The sequence below is a fragment of the Simplicispira psychrophila DSM 11588 genome, assembly GCF_000688255.1.
Classification (GTDB): Bacteria; Pseudomonadota; Gammaproteobacteria; order Burkholderiales; family Burkholderiaceae_C; genus Simplicispira; species Simplicispira psychrophila.
In genome coordinates this window covers 152,386-176,649 of record NZ_JHYS01000007.1, presented here as the reverse complement: position 1 = coordinate 176,649, position 24,264 = coordinate 152,386, and the positions used below count along the sequence as shown (strand labels likewise).

At 62.5% G+C, this 24,264-nt stretch carries 22 protein-coding genes; 11 read left to right on the top strand and 11 right to left on the bottom strand.

Features of this window, described 5'->3' with window-relative positions; translation table 11 throughout:
- The first annotated feature begins 102 nt into the window (after positions 1–102).
- Positions 103–1,626, top strand: a complete 1,524-nt coding sequence (gene gshA / locus Q390_RS0109510) for a glutamate--cysteine ligase (protein WP_027995852.1) — start codon at positions 103–105, stop codon at positions 1,624–1,626.
- A 63-nt stretch (positions 1,627–1,689) separates the two neighbouring features.
- On the opposite strand, the gene Q390_RS18090 is transcribed toward gshA, so the two are convergent.
- The 3 genes from Q390_RS18090 to Q390_RS0109495 all read right to left on the bottom strand — a co-directional run bounded on the left by Q390_RS18090 (position 1,690) and on the right by Q390_RS0109495 (position 4,856).
- On the bottom strand, positions 1,690–3,747 hold the full coding sequence (locus Q390_RS18090) for a CHASE2 domain-containing protein (RefSeq protein ID WP_051603156.1): 2,058 nt from the start codon (positions 3,745–3,747) through the stop codon (positions 1,690–1,692).
- Between the two features lie 33 nt (positions 3,748–3,780).
- Positions 3,781–4,218 (bottom strand): OmpA family protein, encoded by a 438-nt coding sequence (locus Q390_RS18085; RefSeq protein ID WP_211250440.1) that lies wholly within the window; start codon positions 4,216–4,218, stop codon positions 3,781–3,783.
- Between the two features lie 185 nt (positions 4,219–4,403).
- On the bottom strand, positions 4,404–4,856 hold the full coding sequence (locus Q390_RS0109495) for a FecR family protein (RefSeq protein ID WP_211250438.1): 453 nt from the start codon (positions 4,854–4,856) through the stop codon (positions 4,404–4,406).
- A gap of 248 nt (positions 4,857–5,104) precedes the next feature.
- Here Q390_RS0109495 and rarD point away from each other — a divergent pair, with 248 nt between their 5' ends.
- The 5 genes from rarD to Q390_RS0109465 all read left to right on the top strand — a co-directional run bounded on the left by rarD (position 5,105) and on the right by Q390_RS0109465 (position 8,820).
- Positions 5,105–6,013, top strand: a complete 909-nt coding sequence (gene rarD, locus Q390_RS0109490; protein ID WP_027995850.1) for an EamA family transporter RarD — start codon at positions 5,105–5,107, stop codon at positions 6,011–6,013.
- Between the two features lie 203 nt (positions 6,014–6,216).
- Complete coding sequence (locus Q390_RS0109480) at positions 6,217–6,822, top strand: hypothetical protein (protein WP_027995849.1); 606 nt, start codon at positions 6,217–6,219, stop codon at positions 6,820–6,822.
- Positions 6,823–6,895: 73 nt separating this feature from the next.
- The gene (locus tag Q390_RS0109475) at positions 6,896–7,426 is read left to right on the top strand and encodes a DUF2242 domain-containing protein (RefSeq protein ID WP_037472618.1); all 531 of its coding nucleotides are present in this window, start codon (positions 6,896–6,898) and stop codon (positions 7,424–7,426) included.
- Positions 7,427–7,609: 183 nt separating this feature from the next.
- Positions 7,610–8,062 carry a thermonuclease family protein gene (locus Q390_RS0109470; RefSeq protein WP_027995847.1) on the top strand — a complete coding sequence of 151 codons (453 nt, stop codon included), beginning with the start codon at positions 7,610–7,612 and terminating at the stop codon, positions 8,060–8,062.
- Complete coding sequence (locus tag Q390_RS0109465) at positions 8,059–8,820, top strand: pseudouridine synthase (RefSeq protein WP_027995846.1); 762 nt, start codon at positions 8,059–8,061, stop codon at positions 8,818–8,820. Before Q390_RS0109470 ends, Q390_RS0109465 begins: the two co-directional genes overlap by 4 nt.
- Positions 8,821–8,976: 156 nt before the next feature.
- On the opposite strand, the gene Q390_RS0109460 is transcribed toward Q390_RS0109465, so the two are convergent.
- Entirely contained in the window at positions 8,977–9,894 is a 918-nt protein-coding gene (locus tag Q390_RS0109460; protein WP_027995845.1) for a DHH family phosphoesterase, read from the bottom strand.
- Positions 9,895–9,974: 80 nt separating this feature from the next.
- Positions 9,975–11,753: a methyl-accepting chemotaxis protein gene (locus Q390_RS0109455; RefSeq protein WP_027995844.1), complete on the bottom strand. Its 1,779-nt coding sequence runs from the start codon at positions 11,751–11,753 to the stop codon at positions 9,975–9,977.
- A gap of 187 nt (positions 11,754–11,940) precedes the next feature.
- On the opposite strand from Q390_RS0109455, the gene Q390_RS20115 reads away from it, so the two are divergent.
- Complete coding sequence (locus tag Q390_RS20115; RefSeq protein WP_169737273.1) at positions 11,941–12,087, top strand: hypothetical protein; 147 nt, start codon at positions 11,941–11,943, stop codon at positions 12,085–12,087.
- 98 nt (positions 12,088–12,185) lie between these two features.
- On the opposite strand, the gene ylqF is transcribed toward Q390_RS20115, so the two are convergent.
- Entirely contained in the window at positions 12,186–13,142 is a 957-nt protein-coding gene (gene ylqF / locus Q390_RS0109445) for a ribosome biogenesis GTPase YlqF (protein ID WP_027995843.1), read from the bottom strand.
- A 70-nt stretch (positions 13,143–13,212) separates the two neighbouring features.
- Between ylqF and Q390_RS0109440 the strand changes: the two genes are divergently transcribed.
- A complete protein-coding gene (locus Q390_RS0109440) occupies positions 13,213–13,464 on the top strand; it encodes an oxidoreductase-like domain-containing protein (protein WP_027995842.1) in 252 nt (83 codons plus the stop codon).
- A 96-nt stretch (positions 13,465–13,560) separates the two neighbouring features.
- Here the strand turns inward: Q390_RS0109440 and Q390_RS19910 are convergent, their stop codons facing one another.
- The 4 genes from Q390_RS19910 to Q390_RS0109430 all read right to left on the bottom strand — a co-directional run bounded on the left by Q390_RS19910 (position 13,561) and on the right by Q390_RS0109430 (position 18,350).
- Positions 13,561–14,307, bottom strand: coding sequence for a hypothetical protein (locus Q390_RS19910; protein ID WP_156949871.1), 747 nt, complete (start codon positions 14,305–14,307; stop codon positions 13,561–13,563).
- A gap of 171 nt (positions 14,308–14,478) precedes the next feature.
- A complete protein-coding gene (locus Q390_RS20110; protein ID WP_169737272.1) occupies positions 14,479–14,670 on the bottom strand; it encodes a hypothetical protein in 192 nt (63 codons plus the stop codon).
- Positions 14,671–14,732: 62 nt separating this feature from the next.
- Positions 14,733–15,446, bottom strand: coding sequence for a superoxide dismutase family protein (locus Q390_RS18080; RefSeq protein WP_051603152.1), 714 nt, complete (start codon positions 15,444–15,446; stop codon positions 14,733–14,735).
- Between the two features lie 633 nt (positions 15,447–16,079).
- The gene (locus Q390_RS0109430; protein ID WP_027995841.1) at positions 16,080–18,350 is read right to left on the bottom strand and encodes an FUSC family protein; all 2,271 of its coding nucleotides are present in this window, start codon (positions 18,348–18,350) and stop codon (positions 16,080–16,082) included.
- Positions 18,351–18,596: 246 nt separating this feature from the next.
- Here Q390_RS0109430 and gltS point away from each other — a divergent pair, with 246 nt between their 5' ends.
- Together gltS and Q390_RS18075 are read left to right on the top strand one after the other, a co-directional pair.
- Positions 18,597–19,793, top strand: a complete 1,197-nt coding sequence (gltS, locus tag Q390_RS0109425; RefSeq protein ID WP_027995840.1) for a sodium/glutamate symporter — start codon at positions 18,597–18,599, stop codon at positions 19,791–19,793.
- Positions 19,794–19,958: 165 nt separating this feature from the next.
- Positions 19,959–21,311, top strand: a complete 1,353-nt coding sequence (locus Q390_RS18075; RefSeq protein WP_084153852.1) for a mechanosensitive ion channel family protein — start codon at positions 19,959–19,961, stop codon at positions 21,309–21,311.
- Here the strand turns inward: Q390_RS18075 and Q390_RS0109415 are convergent.
- Positions 21,221–22,270: an Ldh family oxidoreductase gene (locus Q390_RS0109415; RefSeq protein ID WP_084153851.1), complete on the bottom strand. Its 1,050-nt coding sequence runs from the start codon at positions 22,268–22,270 to the stop codon at positions 21,221–21,223. The two genes, Q390_RS18075 and Q390_RS0109415, sit on opposite strands and share 91 nt — an antisense overlap.
- A gap of 324 nt (positions 22,271–22,594) precedes the next feature.
- Between Q390_RS0109415 and paaN the strand changes: the two genes are divergently transcribed.
- Positions 22,595–24,262 carry a phenylacetic acid degradation protein PaaN gene (gene paaN / locus Q390_RS0109410; protein WP_027995838.1) on the top strand — a complete coding sequence of 556 codons (1,668 nt, stop codon included), beginning with the start codon at positions 22,595–22,597 and terminating at the stop codon, positions 24,260–24,262.
- Positions 24,263–24,264: the final 2 nt, after the last annotated feature.

The following is a 24,264-nucleotide window of genomic DNA, read 5'->3' as shown; positions in this document are numbered from 1 at the left end:
CGCTGGCGGTTTTGCCGTGCCTAGACCGGTTCTTGATATCGTCCCAAGCGGGCACGGGCGCGGCGTGCTAAGTTTCGCCCGATCCCAAAACGGCGAAGACCCATGAGCACCTTGCAAGAAAAAATAGACGCCCACCCTGTTGAACGCCTGGCAGGCATACGGCGCGGTATTGAAAAAGAGGGGCTGCGCGTGCTGCCCAGCGGCGATCTGGCCCTGACCCCGCACCCGCTGGCGCTGGGCTCGGCGCTGACGCACCCGCACATCACCACCGACTACAGCGAATCGCAAATCGAGCTGATCACCGGCCCGCACCACGGCGTGCAGGACTGCCTGGACGAGCTGACCGAGGTGCACCAGTTTGTCCTGCGCACCCTGCGCGAGCCGGGCGACGAGCGGCTGTGGGTGTCGAGCATGCCGTGCCGCTTGCCCACCGACGAGACGATTCCGCTGGCGCGCTACGGCAGCTCCAATATCGGCCGCACCAAGAGCGTGTACCGTATGGGCTTGGGCCACCGCTATGGCCGCCGGATGCAGACCATTTGCGGCATCCATTACAACTGGTCGATGCCGGGCGTGACCAGTGAGCAGTATTTCGGTCTGATCCGCAACTTTCGCCGCCAGGCGTTTGTGCTGCTGTACCTGTTTGGCGCCTCGCCAGCGCTGGGCCCATGCTTTGCGCAGGGTCGTCCGCACGCGCTCCAGCGCTTGAGCGAGCAGGCCCTGTACCTGCCGCACGCCACTTCGCTGCGCATGGGCAGCCTGGGCTACCAGAGCGATGCCCAGGCCACGCTGGCGGTGAGCTACAACAGCCTGCAGGGCTACGCCGATTCGCTGCATGAGGCGCTGATGCGGCCTTATCCGGCCTACGAGGCGGTGGGCGTGCGCAACCCGGGCGGCGACTACAACCAGCTGGGCACCAGCCTGCTGCAGATTGAAAACGAGTTCTACGGCACCATCCGTCCCAAGCGCGTGATCCAGCCCGGCGAGCGCCCCTTGCACGCGCTGCGCGAGCGCGGCGTCGAATATGTTGAAGTGCGCCTGATGGACCTCGACCCCTTCGTGTCGGTCGGCATCACGGCGGAAACTATGCGTCTGCTGGACGTGTTTTTGCTGCACTGTTTGTTGAGCGACAGCCCGCCCGACACGCCGCAAGAAATCACCGAGATCAAATACAACCAGCACCTGACCGCCGCGCGGGGGCGCGAGCCGGGTCTGCGCCTGTTGCGCCAAGGCCGCAGCGTGCCGCTGGTGGACTGGGCCGCCCAAGTACTGGCCGAGTGCGCGCCGCTGGCCGCCGCGCTGGATGCGACCCACCACAGCCGCGACTACAGCACCGCGCTGGCTCAGGCGCGCAGTACGCTGGCCGATGCCACGCAAACACCGTCCGCCCGCGTGCTGGCGCAGATGGCAGAGCAGCACGACAACAGTTTCACCGGCTTCACCCAGCACCAGTCGGCCCTGGCGCGCGACGCCTTGCTGGCCCAGCCCTGGAGTGCCGCGCAGCAGGCGCGCAGTATGGCCGAGGTCGAGGCTTCACTGGCGGCGCAAAAGGCCATTGAAGGCGCGGACACGCTGGACTTTGAGGTCTGGCGTCAGCAGTACATGGCAGCGCAGGGACTGGGGTGACCGATGCTGTTAAATAGATAGCTGTAAGCGCTTTTGATGCAAGGGTTTGAGGCTTGTTTTTGCTTAATTCACTGGGGCTGCGGCCACAGCCGCTTCAGCCGGCAGCGGCGGGTCAGCCCATTTTTTGGCAATGCGCAAAAAATCGGCTTCGCGGGCTAAAAAGGCGTTGACTACATCGGGGTCAAAATGCGCTCCTGATTCTTCGATCAGCATCTGGCGCACTTCGTCGTGAGAAAAGCCTCGTTTGTAAACCCGTTTGCTGATCAGCGCGTCGTACACATCGGCCAGTGCCATCAATCGACCGGCCAAGGGAATCGCCTGGCCCTTGAGGCGGTGCGGATAGCCCGTGCCATTCCAGCGCTCGTGGTGGGCTTCCACCATTTGACGGGCGTAATCGAGAAAACTCTTCTCGCCTGGGCGACCCGTGCCGGCGATGACTTTGGCCAACGCCTCTGCGCCAATCAGCGGATGGTTTTGCATGATGGCGTACTCTTCCGCGGTCAATTTGCCCGGTTTTTGCAAAATGCTGTCGGGAATCCCGACTTTGCCAATATCGTGCAGCGGGGCTGATTTCCCCAGCAGATCAATGTCTGAAGGGGTTAAATAAGCATAGGCGGGGGTGGTGGACAGCTGCTCGGCCAGTAGTTCAACGTAGCGCCGGGTGCGCAGGATGTGGCCGCCGGTTTCTTTGTCGCGCACCTCGGCGAGGGCGGAAAAGCTGGTGATGATGCTGTCTTGGGCCTCGGACAATTCTTGGGTGCGTAACAACAGCTGGCGCTCCTCAAAGCCGTATTTGAGCAAACTCAAAACGCTGGAGATCAGCACCAAGGCCACCATCGGCAATAACGGCGACAGGTGCAGGCCCTCTTGCACCAGCAATTGGTAGGCAGCGCCGTACAGCCCGGCCGTGCCCACCACCACCACACCTACCGACCAGGCAAAACCCGCGCGGCTCAAAAACAAGGTGCACAGCACCCCCGCGATGACCACCGCCAGCAATTCAGCCCCTCTGGCCCAAGAAGGCCGTGCAATGAACCGGCCCGAGAGCAGGTTGTCAAGGACGGTGGCATGCACGGCAACGCCGTAGGTGGATTTTCCCGCAGGGGTCAGATGCCGGTCGCCCAGCCCTTGTGCCCACGCTCCCACGACCACAATGTTGCCGCGCAGACTGTCGGAGGCCATGCGGCCCTGTAACACGCTGAGCGCTGAAACGTACCGGGGCGGGCTGCTGCGCCAATCCAAGAGCAAATTACCCGAGCGATCCAAGGGAATCTGCCGCGTCCCCCAATGCAGTACCGCCCCTGTGGGGTCGGTGTCCAGCCGAAGACTGCGCTGGGGCGACGACAACAGGGCGGCTGCCAGCGCCAGCGAGGGCGTGTCCTGGCCTTGGGGGGAGGACAACAACAGGGGCACGCGGCGCAACGTGCCATCCATGTCTTGCAGGGCGTTGGTAAAACCCTCGGCACTGGCCGCATCGGTCAGCAAAGGCAGGCTGCGGATGTGCCCTGTGGGCTGGGGCCATTGCCCCGTGCCATGCAATGAGCGGGACACCACCATTCCCTCGGGGGACGTCGGTGGATGCAGCGCACCACCCGGGGTGCTGGATGGAGAAAAACCCAAGTAGTAGCCCAGCACCGTGGGGCCACGGCCCAAGGCCTCGGCCAGACGCTGTGAGTTGCCGTCGAACCAAGGCTGCGCGCGGGGTGCAGAGGTGCTGGGGCCGTCGGTGTTGTTGGTTTCTACTCGGTCGCGTTGGCGCTCCGATTGGATGACCTCGGGGGCCGTGCGATCCAGCTCGGGCATCAAAAAGTCCAGCGCGACCACCTGCGCGCCCAACTGTTGTAATTGCTCTACCAGCAGGGCCAAGCGGTAACGCGGCCAAGGCCACTGTCCAAACGCCGCCAAACTGTCTTCGTCAATGCCCACCACCACTGGTACTTGGGACTGTGGCGCGCGGGTACGACCCGACAACATCAGGTCGTACAACGCCAGTTCGGATTTCTGTACCGCCAGTGGGGGAAAAACCGATAACAAGGCCACCAGCAAAGTCAGGCACAGCCCGGCGGCGTAAAGTCCGGTCAGTTCTTGTCGTATACAGAAAAATGCGCGCAAACGCCGCATGCGGCGTGGACTGCCGGGCATCGGGTGCAGTGCCTAGCGAACGATGACTACCACCCGCCGGTTGCGGGGTTCAGCCACGCCATCGGGCGTAGGAATCAGTGGATTGCCCTTGCCATGCGAGCTGGTAGAAAGCAGCGCGGGAGGAACCTGGCGTTGCAGCAGTTGGTGCTTGACTTCTTCAGCCCGGGCGCGGGCCAAGCCGTCGTTGAGTTTGTCAGAGCCGACTGCATCGGTGTGGCCGCTGATGGTGACGCGTACCGCCATGCGCCGGTGGCTGGCGGTGGCAATTTCGTCCAGCTGGGCTAACGAATCAGCACGCAAAACCGACGAGCCGTTCTCAAACAACAGGGTAAAAGTTTGGGCTGGGGCGGGCTCTACCGACAAGGCTTCGCCAAAGGTGGTATTGACGAAAGCCGCATCCGCGGTGGTCAGTGCCGAGGGGGCTGCCGCAGCACTCTGGGTACGGGTCATGTCCCCCGCTTTTTGCAACACTTGTGCACCCACGGCGGTGCGTACCTCTGCGGCACCTACATGGCCTGCCGGATCAGGGACTAAAACGATGGATTGGCGGGGTGCAGTACACCCGGTCAAGGCTACGAGAAGGCATCCGGTCAGCCACAGATTCCATTGGGGTGTTGTTGTGCAGGCCATGCTGGTCACTCCTCGATCTGAATCAACAGCTTGGTACCGCGTACCGCGATGGTGGCGTCCGGAGTTTGCACTTGGGCGGATGCTGGCGAGAGCTTGACGATTTGCCCGGTGACGTAGGCAAAGGTGCCTTTGACCATTTTTAAAGCCAATGCAAATTGGCCGTCTTTAGGCTGAAAAACGTAATCATTCAGGGCGATCTCACTGCCAGAGCCCATTGAGATGGTGGTGTCATCCGTCAGCACCACGCCCGCTGCACCGGGCTTGCCGGTGCGAACCACATCCCCCTTATAGAGGGCAGCACCCGCAGTCAGGGAAACGACGGCACTGTCACGCACGACAGATGCTGTTCCCATAAGGTGCTGGACATGGCCAATGATGTCACTGGATTCACGGGCGGCCATGGCGGGCAGGCACAGCAACGCAGCCAGCAAAAAGGCGCAAGATTGTTTTTGTATCAAGGCGGCCTCGATTTCTTTATAAAGAGCTTTGAACGGCGCCATCCCGGTCCCCGGGCCTAGGCTTTATCAGCGGCGGCCTGCAGTGTGTCACTTTTCTTGGTTTGGTTTCAAACTGTATCGATAAATAGCCTTGTCGCGCTGGTCTTTTCGCCCACATCCGACAATGGTGCCCGGCACGGCAGTCGTGCCATCGCTCTTGTTCTTACCTCGCTACCGCTTGTTTAGCGTTTCCCTGAAAGCCCGTATTTGTGATCAAGGGCCTTATTGCGTCCGCCCTGGCTTCGGTCCTGTTTGGCGGTATTTATTTTCTCTCGCCCTTTTTGGCGCCACTTGATGGGGAGCAGATTTTTGGCTGGCGCGTGTTGCTGACGCTGCCCTTCACCACCGTGCTGCTGCTCTGGCGCGGCGAGGGTGTGCGGCTGCGCCAGCTGTGGCGCAGCGTCTGCCGGGCGCCGCGCAGCGCGCTGTGGCTGCTGCTGAGCGCCGCCCTGCTGGGCGTGCAGTTGTGGCTGTTCATGTGGGCGCCGCTGCACGGGCGCGCGCTGCCGGTGTCGCTGGGCTATTTTTTGCTGCCATTGGTGATGGTGCTGGCCGGGCGCGTGTTGTTTGGCGAGCGGCTGTCGCGGGCGCAGCAGCTTTCGACCGCGCTGGCGGCGGCGGGCGTGGGTTTTGAGCTGTGGCGCGCGGGCAGCCTGTCGTGGGAGATGTGGTTGGTAGCCGGGGGGTATACGGCGTACTTTGTACTGCGCCGGCGCTTGCGCACCGCTCACTTGGCCGGGCATTGGCTGGACATGGCCTTGCTGGTGCCGGTAGCGTTGTTTTTTATCGGGCGAGCGCCGTCCAGCGTGGCGCTATTTTCCGGTCATCCGGTGTTGTTTGTTTTGCTGCCGCTGCTGCGGGGGCTCAGTGCCGTGGCGCTGGCGCTGTACATGGCCGCCAGCAGCTGGTTGCCGATGGGCTTGTTTGGCCTGCTGTCGTATGTCGAGCCGGTGCTGCTGGTGTTGGTGGCCTTGTTGCTGGGCGAGAGCCTAGCGCCAGGGCAATGGCCGACCTATGCACTGGTATTTGCGGCAGTGGGCGTGCTGGTACTCGATGGCCTGCGCCACTGGCTGCGCGAGCGCCGCACAGCGCGCGCATCTGCGCTGGTTGCTCCATAAAATTCGATGACAGCCGCATGACTGCGCTCTGGCGTGTTGCAATACGGGTCGATTTTTCATTCCAACTGACAGGACGACACCATGAGTGACACCCTCCGCATCAGCATTGCCGGCTACGGCCATCTGGGGCGTGGCGTCGAGGCCAGCCTTGCCCGCAATCCCGACATGGCGCTGCAATTGCGCGCTCAACTGCTGTAAACACAATGGATATCCTGTTTTTGACGATGCTGCTGGCCATGGGCGCGCATCTGCTCAAGGTGCGCTACCAAGCCGGGCGCATGGCCCTGCTGGGGCGCTACCTGGCGCAGTTCCAGATAGAAAAGCTGATGGAGACGCTGACGCAAGGCTATCTGCGCGCGCTGGGCGAGGCCGATGAAGAGCGGCGTGGGCAGATCTGGAGCCTATTGAGTACGGCCGAGGTCAGCTTGTACGAGCAGTTCAAACGCTTTGCCACCGATCTGGCCCGACTGACTCCGCTGGAGACCCGTGTCAGCAAACTGCCGATAGCCATCGCCTATGCCGACCAGTTGTTTCCGCGCAGCACCTTTGACCTGCGCGCTGCCATGCAGATCCACGCCCAGGGCATTGAGGCGGTGGCGCGCAACGACACCGGGCGCAGTCCGCGCGACAAGGCGTTCACGCTGACGGCGGAGCTGTTTCTGATGCAGCACACCTGCCACTGGTTTTGTAAATCCAGAACCATTGCGTCGGCGCGCCTGCTGGGACGCCATCAGACCTCGTACGAGCAGGTGCTGGCGGCCGTGTCGCCGGCCACGCGCAAGGCGTACCAACAGTTGCTGGTGGGTTGAGCGCCATGGCCGGTTCCAAGGAGTTATCGCAGTGAATTTTTCATGGATACGCCAGGCCACTGCCGTGCTGGGGATGCTCGCGATGGCCGCGCTGCTGGCCGGCTGCGCCACCGAAGGCAAGGTGCTGGCACCGCAAGAAAAATTTGGTTCCGTCTCCACCTATTCACGGCTGTTTGATGCCACTCCGGCGCAGACCTGCGAGGCGGCGCGGCGTGCGCTGCTCAGCCAGGGCTACATCATCAGCACCACCACGCCCGATCTGGTGGCGGGACAAAAAAACTTCCAGCCCGAAGCCGACGCGCATGTGCAGGTGATGATTCGCGTGGTGTGTGTGCCTGAAAGCGCCGACGCCAGCATCAGCCTGGGTTTTGTCACGGCGCTGCAAGACAGCTATACCCTGAAAAAATCCAACAACTCTGCCAGCTTGGGGGTGGGCGGCGTCGGCTCGCTGTCACTGCCCTTCATGACCGGAGGAGGGGAGTCGTTGGTCAAGATCGGCAGCCAAACCATTGCCGACAACGATTTCTACGACAGCTTTTTTGACCTCGTGAAGCGTTTTCTGCTCTCTAACGAGGCATTGCCGACGCAAGATGTGCCCGATTGACCAAGGGTTTTTACTTATGCCCGGCTTCTGTGGGCTGATCTGTGGAAAACCTTCGGGATAACTGGTGCCAGGCCGCGCCGGCATTGGGCTGCAGCCCGGTGCTCAAATTTTCGGCAGATGGCGGAAAATCCAGTGAAAACACGTTTTATAGTGGGATGCTTGACCCACTTTTTTTTGCGTCCTTTGCCCGTGTCTATTGCTGCCTTGTTTTGCCTGGTCGTCGCCATCAGTGACGGCGATACCCTCACCGCCCGCTGTGGCCTCCCGGCTGCTGCGTACCAGATTAAAGTGCGTATTGCTGCGATCGACGCGCCTGAGAGCCGCCAGGCGTATGGCACGCAGGCGCGCAAAAATCTGTTGCAGCTGTGTTTGCGCCAGCGCGCGCGCATCGAGCCGCTGGACCAGGACGCTTACGGCCGCAGCGTAGCCAATGTGCGCTGCGGCAGCACCGATGTCGCCAGCGCCCAGGTACGCGCCGGGCTGGCCTGGGTGTACACGCCGTATGCGCGCCAGCATCCGTATCTGGCGCCGCTGCAGCGCCAGGCAAAGGCCCGAGGCATGGGTCTGTGGGCGCAGCGCCGGCCCGTGGCGCCGTGGACGTATCGCCACCGCTACCTGCGCCGAGTCGCCGTATGACCGCCCTGCACATCCTCTGGCGCGACGAGCACATGGTGGCGGTGTACAAGCCGGCCGGCTGGTTGGTACACCGGACCGGACTGGACGCCGGTGAAACGCGCTTTGTCATGCAAACCCTGCGCGACCAGATCGGCCAGCGCGTCTATCCGGTGCACCGGCTCGACAAGGGCACCTGCGGTGTGTTGGTGATGGCCCTGCACAGCGACGCGGCGCGCGCGTTGGCGCAGGCGTTTGAGCACCAGCGCACGCACAAGCGCTATCTAGCGTTGGTGCGCGGCTGGATGCCGGACAGCGCCGAGGTCGATCACGCCCTGCGCCCCGATGACGCGCCACCCGATGCGCCGGTGCAAGAAGCGCACACCCGCTTTCGCTGTTTGGCACGGTTGGAGCTGAATGAAAGTGTCGATGCGCGCCACGCCACCACGCGCGCGTCGTTGGTCGAGGCGGTGCCGACCACCGGGCGGCGCCACCAGATTCGCCGCCACCTCAAATATTTAGCGCACCCGATTCTGGGCGATGCCACCCATGGCAAAGGGCCGCTGAACCGCTGGTGGGCACAGCAACTGGGGCAAACGCGCCTGTGGCTGCACGCACAGTCGCTGGCCGTGCCGCACCCGGTCAGCGGGGAGATGTTGACGTTGGCGTGCGACGGGGAGGCGTTGCAGGCCAACGTGCCGGATGCGGCGGACTGGCTGCGTTTGCAGCAGCGCTGGCCTTGGGTGGTGGTGCAGCCTGGGGCGCTTTCGCGACGGGATTAAGTGCCAAAATGGCTTGTAACGCTTATGAGGCGTGCGGTGATAGCTATTGATTCGATAGTTTGTAGGTCGGGTTAGCGCAGCGTAACCCGACAGGGCTGCACTCAGGACGCCTGTCGGGTGACGCCTTTGGGGCTAACCCGACCTACGGGGAATGCTTTAGGCGTTCAGCACACCACTCAGTAGCTCAGGCAAGCGTTCAATACCCATCTTGAAACCGCAGGCCTGCGCATGGCCGCCGCCGCCCATGCTCTCGGCCAAGGCGATGCAGTCAAAGTTGCGCTGCGCACGCAGGCCGACTTTGACACCGGTGCTGCTGGCACTCCACATCAGGCCAAAGGTGCTGGTTTTGGCCGACAGCAGGTCGCCCACTAGGCTGTGGAACATGCCGGGTGCGTTGACCATCAGGCCGGTGACGCCATTGAAGGTGACGGGCTGTGCGCCCTCGGCAATGTCGGTGGCGAGCTTGCGGTATTTTTCGTCCATGGCGCCGCCGCGCGCCATGAAGGTGGTCAGCTGTTCCGGGCTGAAGGTGGCAATCTCCTGCCAACGGGCAAAGGTTTGCGGCTCCATGTCCAGGGCCGACAAAAAGGACGCACTTTCCGGAAACTCCCACTTCCAGATATCGCGGTCCTCGATGTACTGCAGCAGCGCCGGGATGGGCTGGTCCGGGTGGAAAAACTCCCACGCCAGGCGTGCGCCCGACTTGTGCATGTCAAAGTGCACCACACCGCAGCGGCAGGCAAAACCGGTGAGTTTTTCGGCGGCGCTCTTGTGGTGATCGAGCATCACCAGCTTGGCGGCGCGCTCTTCGATGCCGCGCAGGATGTCGGCGGAAAACGAAAAATCCAGGATGTAGACGGTGCGTCCGTCCAGCGCTGGCAGGTCGGCAAGGGACTGGATGTCGCCATGGTCCAGGCCCAGAAATTCGGCGCCATCAGGGCCGTAGTACAGCCAGGCGGCCAGTGCTGCGCCAAAGCCATCGGGGCAACGGCGACCGTGATAAAGGATGAGCGGATGGGGATCGTTTTTGGCGGGACCCACCAGCAGGGCAAGCGGAAGAATGTGTTTTTTCATGCGGCCCGCATTGTCGCTGCGCGGGCCGGGGTGTGCCGGAAGAAATCGTTACGACCCTGCGCGCCATGCAGGCAGTGTTTTTAAAACGCTTCCCAGTCGTCTGATGCGCCGCTGGTAATTGCCGGTGAAGCCTTGGGCGCCGGAGCGCTGCGCGCTGCCTGGGACGCGCCCACGGCCGCCCGGGAGGGGGCTGCCAACTTGGCCGCAGGCGCTTTGCGGATGATGGGCGCGGCTGTTTTGGCGAGCGGCTGGGGCGACTTGGCCCGTTTGCCCGGCTGCTGGGTGGACGCCGCGTAGGTGCTGCCGGACTGCAAGCCCGCGCCTTGGATTTTGAAAGCACTCACCGTGCGTGCCAGCGTGCTGGCCTGCTCTTGCAGCGACTGCGCTGCAGCGGCAGCCTCTTCGACCAGTGCCGCGTTTTGCTGCGTGACTTGGTCCATCTGCACCACGGCTTGGTTGATCTGCTCGATGCCGGCAGTCTGCTCCTGGCTGGCGGCGGTGATCTCGCCCATGATGTCGGTGACGCGCTGGATGCTGCCGACCACGTCCTGCATGGTTTTGCCGGCCTCGTTCACCAAGAGAGTGCCCGCGCCCACCTTGCTGGCCGAGTCGTCGATCAGTTCCTTGATTTCTTTGGCCGCTGCGGCCGAGCGCCCGGCCAGCGAGCGCACTTCGCTGGCCACCACGGCAAAGCCCCGGCCTTGCTCGCCCGCGCGCGCCGCTTCGACGGCCGCGTTCAGCGCCAGGATGTTGGTCTGAAAGGCAATGCCATCGATCACGCCAATGATGTCGGCAATTTTTTGCGACGAGGCGTTGATGGCGCCCATGGTGTCCACCACCTGCGAGACCACCGAGCCGCCCTGGACGGCCACGCCCGATGCCGACAGGGCCAGTTGATTGGCCTGGCGCGCGTTATCGGCGTTTTGCCGTACGGTGGAGGTCAGCTCTTCCATGGACGCGGCGGTTTGCTGCAGCGCGCTGGCTTGCTGCTCTGTGCGTGCTGACAGGTCGTTGTTGCCCGAGGCGATCTGGCTGGACGCGGTGGCGATCGAGTCCGTGCCCTGGCGCACATTGCCGACCATGCTCGCCAGGTTGCTCTGCATGTGTTGCAGGGCCTGCAGCAGTTCAGCGGCTTCATCGCGTCCGCGGCTGTCAATCGGCTGCGTCAGGTCGCCCTCGGCAATGGCGCGGGCGCTGCGCACTGCCTGGAGCAGTGGTGTGGTGATGGAGCGGCTGAGCGAGAAGGCTGCAGCGACGCCCAGCAGCAGCGCCAGCACGGTGCCCAGAATCAGGATAAGACGGCCATTAGCGGCATTTTTTTGTACTTCTTCCAGAGCGGCGGTGTACAGCTCCTTCTGAAGGCGCTCAAATTCTGTGATCGAGGCGATATAGGCTTCGGACAGGGGCGGGATGCTGCGGTCAAATTCTGCGCTGATGTCTTCGCCGGCTTCTTTTTTCTTCAGCACAGCGTTGCGCGGGCCGCTATAGGCCGTGCGTGCTTCCTGCACCTTTTCCAGCAGTGCCTTGCCTTGGGGCAAGTAGACCAGTTCCATTAGGCGCTTGTGTGCCTCTGCCGTGGCCTGGCTGGTGGCGGCGACTTCGGTCATCCACAGGGAAATCTGCTGGGGTTCGGTCTCGCGCACGATGGCGCGCGTGCGCACCCAGTTCAGCGCGGCTGTCTGGCGCAATTGCGTGACGAGTTGGAGTTTTTCCGTGTCTTTGGTCGTTAGCACCTGGGTGGTGCTGGCCAGATCCTGCAAACGCCACACCCCGATGCTTGCCACCAGTGCAGCGATAAACAGCACGAGACCAAATGCCAGCGCCAGGCGGCTGCCGACTTTGATGTTATTGAGATGCATGGGAGATGACTTTACAAAAAACGAGAGAATGAGGTAAGTGTGCGGTAGCTCACTATTTTTGCATAATCGAAACAAAAAGATACTTTTGCAAGGGTCTTATGCCCTTGCGCTGCGGCACCCAGATACGCGCCTGCTTTGCCTTACCATTACCGGTTAAGGTCACATTTCGCGACCGACAGGAGGATGTATGGCCAAAGGACAGATGCACGACAACAAAATGGCGAAGAAGCCCAAAAAGGACACTTCGCCGCCCAAGGAGGGTGGTTCGGTCTCTGACCGACCGATGCCCCCCGTCACTGCTGTGGCGCCGCGTGGCAAGTTGAAGAACAAGTAAGCGGCGCGCTTACCCATCCAAAAAGCCCTCCACTGCCTTGCGGCGTTGGAGGGCTTTTTTGCGTGGCGCTGGGCCGATAGCGCTGGCCGGGCGCTGGATCAGGCTTCCGGTGCGCCGCCGCGCTGCGGTTTTTTGGTTTTGACCTTGCGCGCTTCCTTGCGGATGGCGCGCTCGGCATCTTCCAGCAGGCCGGCCTCGCGCCAGGCTTCAAACTCGGTCGGGGTTTCCAGCGTGATGCGTCCCAGGATGGCGGTGCGAAAGTCGGTCAGGACGATTTCTGCCGTCTTTTGCAGATTGACGCGGCCGCCGCCCAACATGGCGCCGCGTTTGCGGCCAATGGCTTCGAGCAGCTCTTCATCGTGCATCTGCGCGACTGCGCCTTCGGGCAGAGCGAGTTTGTAGCGTGCCTCCAGCAGCGGCGCGTACTGGCGTTGCAGGCGGCGCAGCAACTCCAGCGCCACCAGTTCTTCGTCGTAGGCATTGCGGCCCACCGCGCCGCTGGCGGCCAGGTTGTAGCCGCTCTCGGGTGCGGTGATGCGCGGCCACAACATGCCGGGCGTATCCCACAAATAAAAGTCATCGGCCAACGTGATGCGCTGCTCCAGCTTGGTGATGCCGGCCTCGTCGCCCGTTTTGGCTTGGCGCTTATTGCTCATGGTGTTGATCAGCGTCGATTTGCCGACGTTGGGCACGCCGCAAATCAGCACCCGCATCGGCTTGGCCATGCCTCCTCGGTTGGGTGACAGCTGGTGGCAGCCGTCAATCAGCTTGCGCGTGGGCGCGGTGTCGGAAGCGTCCAACTGCAAGGCGCGCACCCCCGGCTGGGCGTTGTACCAGTCCAGCCACAGCGGCGTGCGCTCGGGGTCGGCCATGTCTTGTTTGTTGAGCACCTTGAGGGTGGGCTTGTGCCCCGTCAGCTCGGACAGCAGCGGGTTGGCGCTGGAGCCGGGCAGGCGGGCGTCCAGCACTTCAATCACTACGTCGATGTCTTTCACGCGCTCGCCAATCGCTTTGCGCGTCAGGTGCATATGGCCTGGAAACCACTGAATGGCCATGGGGGAATTCCTTGTGTTTTTGGGGGCGCCGGGGGCGCCATGAAGGCCGCAAGGATAATCGCGCGCGCTGATGTCTACGTTGTCTATCCCTCTTTCCCTGCCTGCACCCGCCACCGACAAGGCCTCGGCGCAGCAGATGTTTGCTGTGCTGCAACAGGCTTTGCAAGCCGCCGGTGTGCCGATGCGCAGCCCGCCGCCAGAGCCGACGGCCTGTTGTGGGCGCGGTTGCAATGGTTGCGTGTGGGAAGGCTTTTTTGCCGCTGCGGCCTATTGGCGTGAGGAGGCTTTGCTGATTTTGGAGCGTTTGCAGCGAGATGCGTGAACCTGTAGGTCGGGTTAGCCCAAAGGGCGTAACCTGACAGGTGTTGGGTGCTGGAAAAGTCTGGTTACGCTGCGTTAACCCGACCTACTTATTAGTTTATTGCGCAAACACTTTCGATGCGGATTCATTGAAATGCAAAGATAATCCGGCACAATTGGGGGCGACTCCGGTTGCAGCACCGAATATAGATGCAGTTTGACCTCCGCCTAATGATTGAAAGTTGAAAATAATCTGTCCAACATTAATTCCATTAGTTGTAACATCAAATGAAAGAAATGGAGTTCGCGGACTGGAGGCGGTGTTTTTGAAAGTCATTTTTGCTGTGCAAAATCCCTGACTAGCAGATGTCTCTATTTTCTCCATGTACGTATCACCCCACTGCATGGGTAAACCGCCGAATCCTTGGCCTGCTGCATCGTCTCGGCCGCCAATAGTTGAACCTGCGGCGAAAAATGCCTGAATAGCTGTTTTGCTTCCATTGGGCATCGTCATGATGCCTGTAGTATCAGAAGTGAACACAACGCTAACGATGCCTGTGCTTCCAGTTGCCTGATTGGGGCGAAAGGCACAGCCCATGCAGGGGCCGCCGATATAATTCTCCAAATTTGCAGACCAATTGGCACCATTATTTGTCAATTCACCTGTCGCCAGAGACCAAGTGGCTTGGCCAGATTTGTCATACACATAGGCAAGCATGGCTAGCGTAGTGCCACTGCCATCAAAAGAATAACCGCTGCCTGATTCCTGCGGATTCCACCAAGTCCCTGCCTTGGGATTGATTGCCATGGCAGATGTGCAGAATAAAGTCAAAGTCAATAGAAAAACACGAGCAATTTTAATCATATATATACCTTTAAAAATAAATGAATTTATTTATAATAAAATATTAGTAATAATCGTTTTTAAGTATTATGGCTATAGCAAAAATTCATGAAATATAAATTTTATTTTAGAGGTATTTTGTAATAAATACATGCATAACTTTACCGGCGTTTGCGTGACTGGGCCAAATTTTTATTTGGGAAATACCACGCAGGAATGGCTAAAAATATTGACTTGGATCAAAGCAATTCTTGGCCATCTCTGATTCAAGAGGCGGCCCGTAAGGTAGGTTCGGGTGCCGTTGGCCACGGTGACATCCTGGGGCAAGACAAACTGCACCACAAAGCCGCCGGCTGCGGCAGTCTGCTTGACTGGTGCTGTCATTTTCAGCTTCACCCGCACGGCCACCTGTGGCGCCGGCGCGGTCGTCGCCAGCTTTCCTTTGCTCAGCGGCCGCCAGGCGGCGTGGCATCGGCCTGGTTCTCCGGCGTCATCAAGATCACACCGCAGGCGATGCGCGATCCTGAATTGCCGGCCGGGTTGGTTTTGTAATCGTCTGCGCTTTGATGCACCACCAGCGAACGTCCGGCAATCGAGTGCGGTCCGGGCGTCAAGGTTACACCCGTGTTGGTATAGCGCAGCGTGCCCTGGCCGCTGGCGTCCACCACCAGATTGGGGATGTCGCCCGCATGCACTGCGTGCGGCGACTGGCCTGGATGGCCATGGGTTTGGGTGCTGTAGGGGTCAAAGTGCCCACCGGCGGCGCCAAAGGTGACCATTTTTCCGGTCTTGGCGTCTGGGGCCGGCGCGCATTCGCCTTGGGTATGGATATGAAAGCCGTGCGTGCCGGGCGCCATACCTTGCACTTGCAGCACGATCTCCACGCCTCCTTGCACCGCTTGCAGCTTGGCGATGCCTGCGGTCGCCCCCTCGGCTGTCAGCAAGCGGGCATGTCCCATGGGCATCTCGCCGATGGCGGTAGCGCCAGAGGCGGGTGCCGCGTAGCCAGGGTCTGCAGCGCCGCTGTGCTGCGGGCTGCTGCAGCCGGCGCTGAGGGCAAGAACGGCCGCCGCCACCACGCCGTAGACAGACGACAGGCCGCGCCAGCGTCGGGCCGGTATGGCAGACACGCGAGCAAAAGAGGTGGAGGTGTGCGGCATGGTGAAAGACCCCAAGGAGGAATGAAAAGGGCAAGCGCTCGCAACCTCCAACGCTCGGCAAGCTGTGCGGGCGCCAGAGGCTGACCATTGCATTCTTTGGAGCTGCTGCACGCGGGTGTCGCCAGCAGACAGGGCCATTATTTGTAGGACAAAACCTTGAGCGGTGCCGGCACAGCGCAGGCGCTCTAGAGAAAATTCACCAGCATTTGCCCATGCGACTCCAGGGCTGCACGCAGGGCATCCCCAAGCCATCTCCTGCGCGAAATCCGGCAGCTGTCTGATGCTGGAGAGGTCGGGGGAGGGGGCTGTCCCGACCTGCAGCCGCACCAACCAAAATGGGTGATCACCGGAACCCCGGGGCGTGCCATGCGCAGCCCCAACGCGGCGGCGTGGGCCCAGCGCGACACCAACGTTGGCAAGAAAAGCTCCCGGTGTGGCATGGCGGGTAGGGATGCAGGCCGTTCATGCTCGTTTTTTAATAGCTTATAGCGCAGCATTGGCGTGCGCTAGCGGCACATTTTTGCCCTATTTTGAACGCCGCACTGATGGCCGGCAGGGTAGTGCGGCGCCTGCAGGTGCCCGATTGATAGTGAAATGTGCCTGCAGCCCTTTAAATTCATGCGCTAATAGCTATTATTTTTGATTTTTCTGCGCGGCGTCCAGGGCCTGCAACACCGCATCGGCATCACCACGCAGCTGCCCGGCCATGGTGGTGGCCAAGTGCAGGCGCCGCAGCAGCCAGACGTTCAGGTCACGGGCGTCCCATTCGGGCAAGGGCTCGGATTCAGATGGCGGCGCTGCGGTGGACGGGGTGGGCGATGGGGCCGGGTGGGGCGCAGATGTCGGCGGCTGCGGACCCGGGGTCGACAAAATTGCGCCAATGCGCTCGCCGGCCAGCGCCAGCGGCCCCTGCACCTGTTCGGGTTGCAGCCGGCCCCGGCGCAGCAGCAGCAAGGTTTTGACGGCGGTCAGTTGTGCCAGCAACTGGTAGCTGTGCGCCTGCAGGTGTTCCAGAGATTCGATCGGCGGGCGCACGGCACGCGGCTCGGACAGCGAGCGCTGCGTGGCCAGCACCAGCGCCGACAGGCTGTCGTAGGCCTCGCGCCGGGCCAGGCGCCAGGCCAGTTCGGGTGCGTTGTCCACCGCCTGCAGTTGGCCCAGACCCAGCGCGACACGGGCGTGGTGCGCCTGCGCTGCCAGGGTGCGCGCCACCAGCGCCGGCATGTGGGTGCGCTCCCATGACGGCAGCACGTACGCAAAGGCCCAGGCGATGCCGGTACCAATCAGCGTATCGACCAGGCGCTCAAACAGCGCAAACGCCGTCCCGCCGCCGCTGCTCAGCAGGTGCGCCTGCACCAGCCCGAGCACCGTGGCGGCGACGGCGGTGATGAGGTAGCGGCGCAGGGCAAAACTGTGCGCCACCGCCTGAGTCAACGTCACGACGACCAGCAGTCCCCAGGCCGGCCACTGCGCCGCCAGCACGGCGACGGCCAGCACGCAGCCGAGAAAGGTACCGGCGACGCGCAGGTTACGCCGCTCCAGCGTCTGCGCCAGGCTGCCGCGCAGCACCACGATGATGGTCAGCAACACCCAGTAGGCGTGCGTGCCCCAGGGCAGTTGCAGTGCCACCGCATAGCCCGCGCCCATGGCCAGTGCGGCGCGCACGGCGTGGCGCAGTGGCGGTGCATCCCAGTGCCAGAGGTTTTTCAGCGGCTCCCAGGACCAAGTGGTGGGGCTGACAAACATCTGCCAATAAGCGCGCACCACCGCCAAGTCGGGCACTACGTCGCCGCGCGCCAGCGCAATCAGGCGCAGTGCTTCGTCGTTGATGTGGCCCATGCGGTCGGCCAGGCCGCGTGCCAGCAGCGGTGCGGTAAAGCCTGCCGGTGTGACTTCGGGGGCGGTTTGCGCACCCAGCGTTTGCAGGCGTGCGCGCATATCGGCAAACGGCACCGGTTGGCGGCCGCACAGCAGGGCGTCGGCCAGGCGCTCGACCTCGTCGGCCAGCGCCTGCAGCACGGCTTGCTGGCTGGCCAGCGCCGGCGCCTGTGCGGGCTGGGCGCGCAGGGTGTCCAGGTCGAGTTCGCAGGCCAGCAGGTGGTCGCGCATCTCCAATATCTGCACCAGCATGGCAGCGCGGCGCTGGCGCCGGGGGGTGCGCGGTGACTCCAGAATCAGGTCGCGTGCGCCCTGCAGCTGGTCGGCTAGCGCGGCGTGGCGCAGCAGCATCGCGCCGGTGTGCGGCTCGGGGGCGTTGTTTGGGTCGGTCTCGGCTGCCCCGGTGCCAGCCAGGGTGAACTGGCGCGCCTGCAGGCGCATCAGCGACGCCAGCGACAGCAGCACATCGCTGAGCAATTGCACCCGGTAGCGACCGTTCAGCAGCGCATTGGCCAGCACCGCCCAGGGCACATACAGCAGCGCGCCCAGGGCAAAGTACAGCGTGCTGGTCAGCGCCGTGGACAGGCTATTGCCCTCACCAGCACCGTCGTGGCTGATGCGCGCGGCGATGGAAAACACCATGGCAAACATCAGCGAGATGGCCACCGGCGCGCCGCGCTTGCCCCAGGCCATGCCCAAAAAGATGAAGAAGGTCGCCGGCACCAACAACAGCCCCAGCGCCAGCGCGTCGTGGTGCAGGTACTGCACGGCAAAAAACAGCGGTGTGCCCAGCAGCGGCGCCGGCAGCAGGTGCCAGAACTTGCCGCGCCGCGGCGCCGGTATGTCGGGCGGCCCGGAGACGATCACGCCGACCGCCGCCGCCGATGCGGCAAAAGCGCCCAGCCACAGGTGCACGCCGGCGGAGATCACCAGCAGCCCCAGCGCCACGCTGATGCCGTTGAGCACATAGTGGCTCAGGACAACGCGCAGCACGCGGCGCAGGCGGGGGGGAGCATCAGCAAGCATGGTGGTGTACGGCAAAAAATGGCGCCCCCAACAGAGCGCTGCCTGACTGTAGCGGCTGCGCTCTCGCGGCGTTCGGGCAGGGCCGGGCTGACGCCTTCCTGCTTCCTGCCGATTGTCGCGTCAGAATGGCAATAGACCTGCGATAAAATAGCCTTCTAACGTCCATTGGATAAGTACTTCAAGCTATATATTCAATAGCATTCAGAGATCTACCCGATCTCGTATCACCTGTCCAGGAGCCTCTCTGTGATTACTCTCCAGCTTGATATCGCCCAGACCGTGGGCATTGCCGCCGTGCTTTTGGTGGTCGGCGATCTTGTCAAAAAGCACGTCAGCGTGTTGGAACGCTACTTCATTCCCGGCCCCATTATTGGCGGCGTATTGTTCTCGTTGCTCGCGCTGGTCGGCCACGAAATGGGGGCGTTCACGTTCCAGTTTTACGACAATATGCGCGCCTTTTTGCTGCTGGTGTTTTTCACCACTATCGGTTTTTCGGCCAGCTTTGAGTTGCTGAAAAAAGGCGGTATTGGCGTGGCGCTGTTTCTGGCGGCTGCCGTCGGTTTGGTGCTGATCCAGAACACCCTGGGCGCGGCGCTGGCCAGTGCGCTGGGCGTCAACCCTTTGATCGGTCTGGCGGCAGGTTCGATTGCGCTGACCGGTGGCCATGGCACCTCGGCCGCGTTCGGCCCGCTGCTGGAGCAGGCTGGCGCTGTCGGCGCCTTGCCGGCGGCGATTGCTGCTGCCACCTACGGCTTGGTGGCCGGCTGCCTGATTGGTGGTCCGGTGGGTACGCTGCTGATACGGCGCAACGGCCTCAAAGGCCCGGCCCAGCAAGCGCAGTCGCCATTGAAAAACATCGAAACTGCGCCTTCGGCCGGTGAGACGAATCACCAGACCGTGATGTACGCCACCATTCTGGTCGCCGTGGCGATTGGCTCTGGCACGCTGCTGGTCAACTGGCTCAAGGATCTGGGCATCACATTGCCGGCCTACCTCGGCCCGATGCTGGTCGCCGCCTTGCTGCGCAACCTCATCGACTGGCGCAATTGGCACCTGCCGCTGCAGCAGTTCGACGTGGTGGGCAATGTGTCGCTGGCTTTCTTTCTGGCGATGGCACTGATGTCGATGAAGCTGTGGGAGCTGGCGCAAGTGGCCGGGCCGCTGCTGATCATCCTGCTGGTGCAGACAGTGGTGATGTTTGCCTATGCCTACTGGGTCACCTTCCGCGTCATGGGCAGCGACTACGATGCCGCCGTGATTGCCGCCGGCCACTGCGGCTTTGGCATGGGCGCCACGCCCAACGCTATGGCCAACATGCAGGCCTTTACCGAGGCCAATGGCCCGTCGCTGAAGGCGTTTTTTGTCATCCCACTGGTGGGATCGCTGTTCATCGACTTCTTCAATGCCGTGATCATCACCGGCTACATGAATTACCTGAAGTGAGGCTGCGCAGCCCTTTGGGTTTTGCGTAATAGATAGCTGCTAGCGCAGGTGTCTATTGGGCTAGAGCCAGTTTTCACTGATTTTTTTGAACCCTGCTGACCGGTATCGGTCAGACAGGGTTTTTTCATTGGCGCCACGTTTTTTCAGGAGGACACCGCATTGCCCATGACTTATCCCCCCCTCTTCGCTCCTGTCGCCCAAGCCGCACCTTGGGTGCAGGCCGCCGTCGGGCTGACGCTGCTGCTGCTGGTAGCCATCGCCATCCGTGTGCTGGCGCTGTTTTTGTTCATGCCGATGCTGCGCCGCGTGCGCACCCGAGCGCATTCGGGGCTGTTCGAGGTGGTGTTGCACGACGATGTGCTGCACCGTGTCGCCCGCGTGCTGCCCTCGCTGATGGTGCAGCTGGGCGTGTGGCATGTACCGCATTTGAGCGCCACATTTGCCACTGTGGTGGCCAATGTGGCGATGGCGTTTATGGCGGTCCAGGTGGTGCGGGCGCTGATGGCGATGCTGGACGTGGTCTTGCAGCGCCAAGAAGAGGGCGTAGGCAAAGACGGGGCGGCGGCGCACAAAGTACGCTCGATCAAGAGTTACATCCAACTGGGCAAGCTGGTGCTGCTGCTGGGTGGCGCGGTGGTCACGGTGGCTTCGCTGATGGACCGCTCGCCGCTGATCGTGCTGTCGGGGCTGGGCGCCATGTCGGCGGTGTTGATGCTGGTGTTCAAGGACACCATCCTGTCGTTCACCGCCGGCGTGCTGCTGACCTCCAACGACATGTTGCGCCTGGGCGACTGGATCGAGATGCCGCAGGTCGGCGCCGATGGCGATGTGATCGACATGGCGCTGCACACTGTCAAGGTGCAGAACTGGGACAAAACCATCACCACCATCCCGACTTGGCGGCTGATGAGCGAGAGCTACAAAAACTGGCGCGGCATGAGCGAATCCGGCGGCCGGCGCATCAAGCGCACGCTGCGGCTGGACGCCAGCTCGGTGCGCTTCCTGGAGGCACAGGAGATGGCGCGTTTTTCACGCTTTGAGCTGCTGCACGACTACATGGGCGCCAAAAGCGTGGCCGTGGATACGGCCAATGCGCAGGCGCGCGTGCTGTTGGGCGACAAGGCCGAGTTGGTGGCCAACCAGCGCCGCCTGACCAACCTCGGCACCTTGCGCGCTTACGTCCAGGCCTATTTGCAGGCCCACCCGCACATTCACCAAGGCATGACGCTGATGGTGCGCACGCTGGAGCCGACGCCCGAGGGCGTGCCGCTGGAGCTGTATTGCTTTACCAATACCACGGCCTGGGTGGTCTATGAGGGCGTGCAGGGCGATATCTTTGACCACCTGCTGGCCATCCTGCCGGAGTTCGGTTTGCGCCTGTACCAAAGCCCCAGCGGCCACGATTGGCGTGCTGGTTTGGCGCAGTATCAAACGATCCCGGCCAACGCCCGCAGCGACGCCAACTCCTGCACCCCCACCGCCACGCCCAGTTGGTCGGCCAGGGCGCGTTCGGCATAACGCCGGTCGCCCGGCTGGCGCGCTTGGCCCGCGCCGCGCATGGCCTGCACCAGGGCTTCGCTGCGCTGGGCAAAGTTGTGGCCCGCGCCCTTGGCCGGGTCGATGGCGATCAGCAGCTCGCCCGTCCACGGCGTCTTGGCGCCGGGGTGTTGGGACCAATCAAAGTCAAACGAAAAATTGCCGCCCGTGAGTGCCGCCGCCAGCAGCTCCACCATCATCGACAGCGCCGAGCCCTTGTAGCCGCCGAACGGTAGCAGCGCGCCGCCGTCCAGGATGGCCGCCGGGTCGCAGGTCGGCTGGCCGTGGCGATCGACGCCGTAGCCCTCGGGCAGGGTGTGGCCGGCGCGCGCGGCGATCTGCACGTCGCCATGGGCGATGGCGCTGGTGGCCAGGTCAAACACCAGCGGCTCGCCGCCGGCGCGCGGCGCGGCAAAGGCGATCGGGTTGGTGCCAAACAGTGCGCGGTGGCCGCCGCTGGGCACTACGCAGGCCATGCTGTTGACAAAGGCCAGCGCCACCAGTCCCTCGCGCGCCAACGGTTCGACATCCAGCCACAGCGCGGCAAAGTGGTGCGAGTTGCGGATCGCCAGCAGCGCAATGCCGTTGCGCCGGGCTTTTTCCAGCAGCAGGCTGCGCGCGGCGTCCAGCGCCGGTTGGGCAAAACCGTTGCCGGCGTCCACGGCGACATAGCCCGGCGCCACGTCTTCGACCTGCGGTACGGCGTGGCCGTTGACCCAGCCGCTGGCCAGCGTCGAGAGATAGCCCGGAATACGGAAAACGCCATGGCTGTCGGCGCCGTCGCGCTGCGCCAGTGCGCAGTTCTGCGCCAGCGCTGCCGCTACCTGCGCAGAGGTGCCATGGCGCTCAAATACCTGCGCCAGCAGCGCCTCTAGCTGTGCCAGCGGAATGCGGGTGTGGCTGGAATCGGGGGTGTTGGGTGCGTTGGGTGGGGTGTTCATGGGGTCCATCCTAGAGGCTGCAGGGTGGGGTTCAGGCGCCTGCGGGCCGGGGTTAGGGTTGCTCTGGATGCCGATTTTTAATGCTAAAAGAGGGATGGATTGCATAATATTTCAGCAATCAAAGATTAAATTTTTCACTAACACATTGTTTTTAATAAGGAAAAAAATTAAACGCAGAATTCATTACGCATGGTGTAATATTCGTTCTGACGATGGAAGCGACACACACTTGTCTGTCCTCCCTGTTTTTTTGTATCGTCATGCGGTGCTTGTCAGACAGCGCTGCATGTGGTTTCCGATCAACGCCTTGCCAAGGAAGTATTGATGTCTCACCCTCTGTTTGAAAAACACCGCGCCACGCTGGACAACGCACTCCAAGCCATCCAGACCCGCGGTTACTGGTCGGCGTACAACGAGATGCCCAGCCCCAAGGTGTACGGCGCCACGGCCCCCGAAGACGGCAAGCGCGCCTTTGACGCGCTGCTGGGCCAGCAGTTTGAACTGGGCCAGCCCGGCCAGACCGGTTGGCACGGCGGCGAGCAGTCGCCGTTTGGCATCGAGATGAATGTGCAGTACCCGGTGTGTGAGGTCGAGGCCCTGATCAGCGCTGGCGAAAAAGCCATGGTGGGCTGGCAGGCGGTCGGCGCTGCCGGGCGCACCGGCATCTGCATGGAAATGCTGGAACGCCTGAACCAGCAAAGCTTTGAGATCGCTCACGCCGTGATGATGACCACCGGCCAGGGCTGGATGATGGCCTTTCAGGCCGGCGCCCCCCACGCCCAAGACCGGGGTCTGGAGGCCGTGACCTATGCTTGGCGCGAGCAAAGCGCGGTGCCAGCGCAGGCGATGTGGGAAAAGCCCCAGGGCAAGAACCCACCCCTGGTAATGCAGAAGAATTTTGAAATCGTCGGGCGCGGTGTTGGCGTGGTCGTCGGCTGCGGCACCTTCCCCACTTGGAATACCTACCCCGGCCTGTTCGCCGCCCTGGCCACGGGTAACGCGGTGATCATCAAGCCGCACAGCAACGCCATCCTGCCAGCGGCCATCACCGTGCGCACGCTGCGTGCCGTGTTGACCGAAAACGGCCTCAATCCCGATCTGGTCACCCTGTGTGTCGCCGCCCAGCGCGAAACCACGCGCCAACTGGTCACGCATTCGGGCGTCAAGTCGATCGACTTCACCGGCAGCAACGTCTTTGGCCAGTGGCTGATCGACCACTGCCGTCAGGCGCAGGTGTATGCCGAGCTGGCTGGTGTGAACAACATCGTCATCGAGTCCACCGATGCTTATCAAGCCATGCTGGGCAACCTGGCCTTCACGCTGTCGCTGTATTCGGGCCAGATGTGCACCACCTCGCAGGCGCTGCTGGTGCCAGCGGCCGGCATCGACACCGATGTCGGTCACAAGTCGTACGACGAGGTTTGTGCCGATCTGGCGCAGGCGGTGGAGCGCTTCCTCTCCAAGCCTGAAGTGGCGCACGCCGTGCTGGGCGCCATCCAGTCCAACGACACCGCCGAGCGCATCGACATTGCCAGCAGCGGCAGTCTGGGCACAGTGGTGCTGGCCTCGACGCCACTGGAAAACCCCGATTTTCCGAAGGCCCGCGTGCGCACCCCGGTGCTGCTGGCCTGCGATGCAGAGGACGAAAAAGCCTACATGGAAGAGCGCTTTGGCCCGATCAGCTTCATCGTCAAGGTAGCTTCGGCGGAAGCCGCGATTGCCCTGTCCGAGCGCATCACCCGCACGCACGGCGCTCTGACCGTGGGTATCTACTCCACCCGTCCCGAGGTGATCGATGCCATGACAGCCGCCACTTGGCGCTCGAAGGTGGCGCTGTCGATCAACCTGACCAGCGGCGTGTTTGTGAACCAATCGGCAGCGTTCTCGGACTACCACGGCACGGGTGGCAACCCCTCGGCCAACGCTTCTTACTCGGATTCGGCCTTTGTAGCCAATCGCTTCCGCGTCGTGCAGCGCCGCCGCCACGTTTGAAG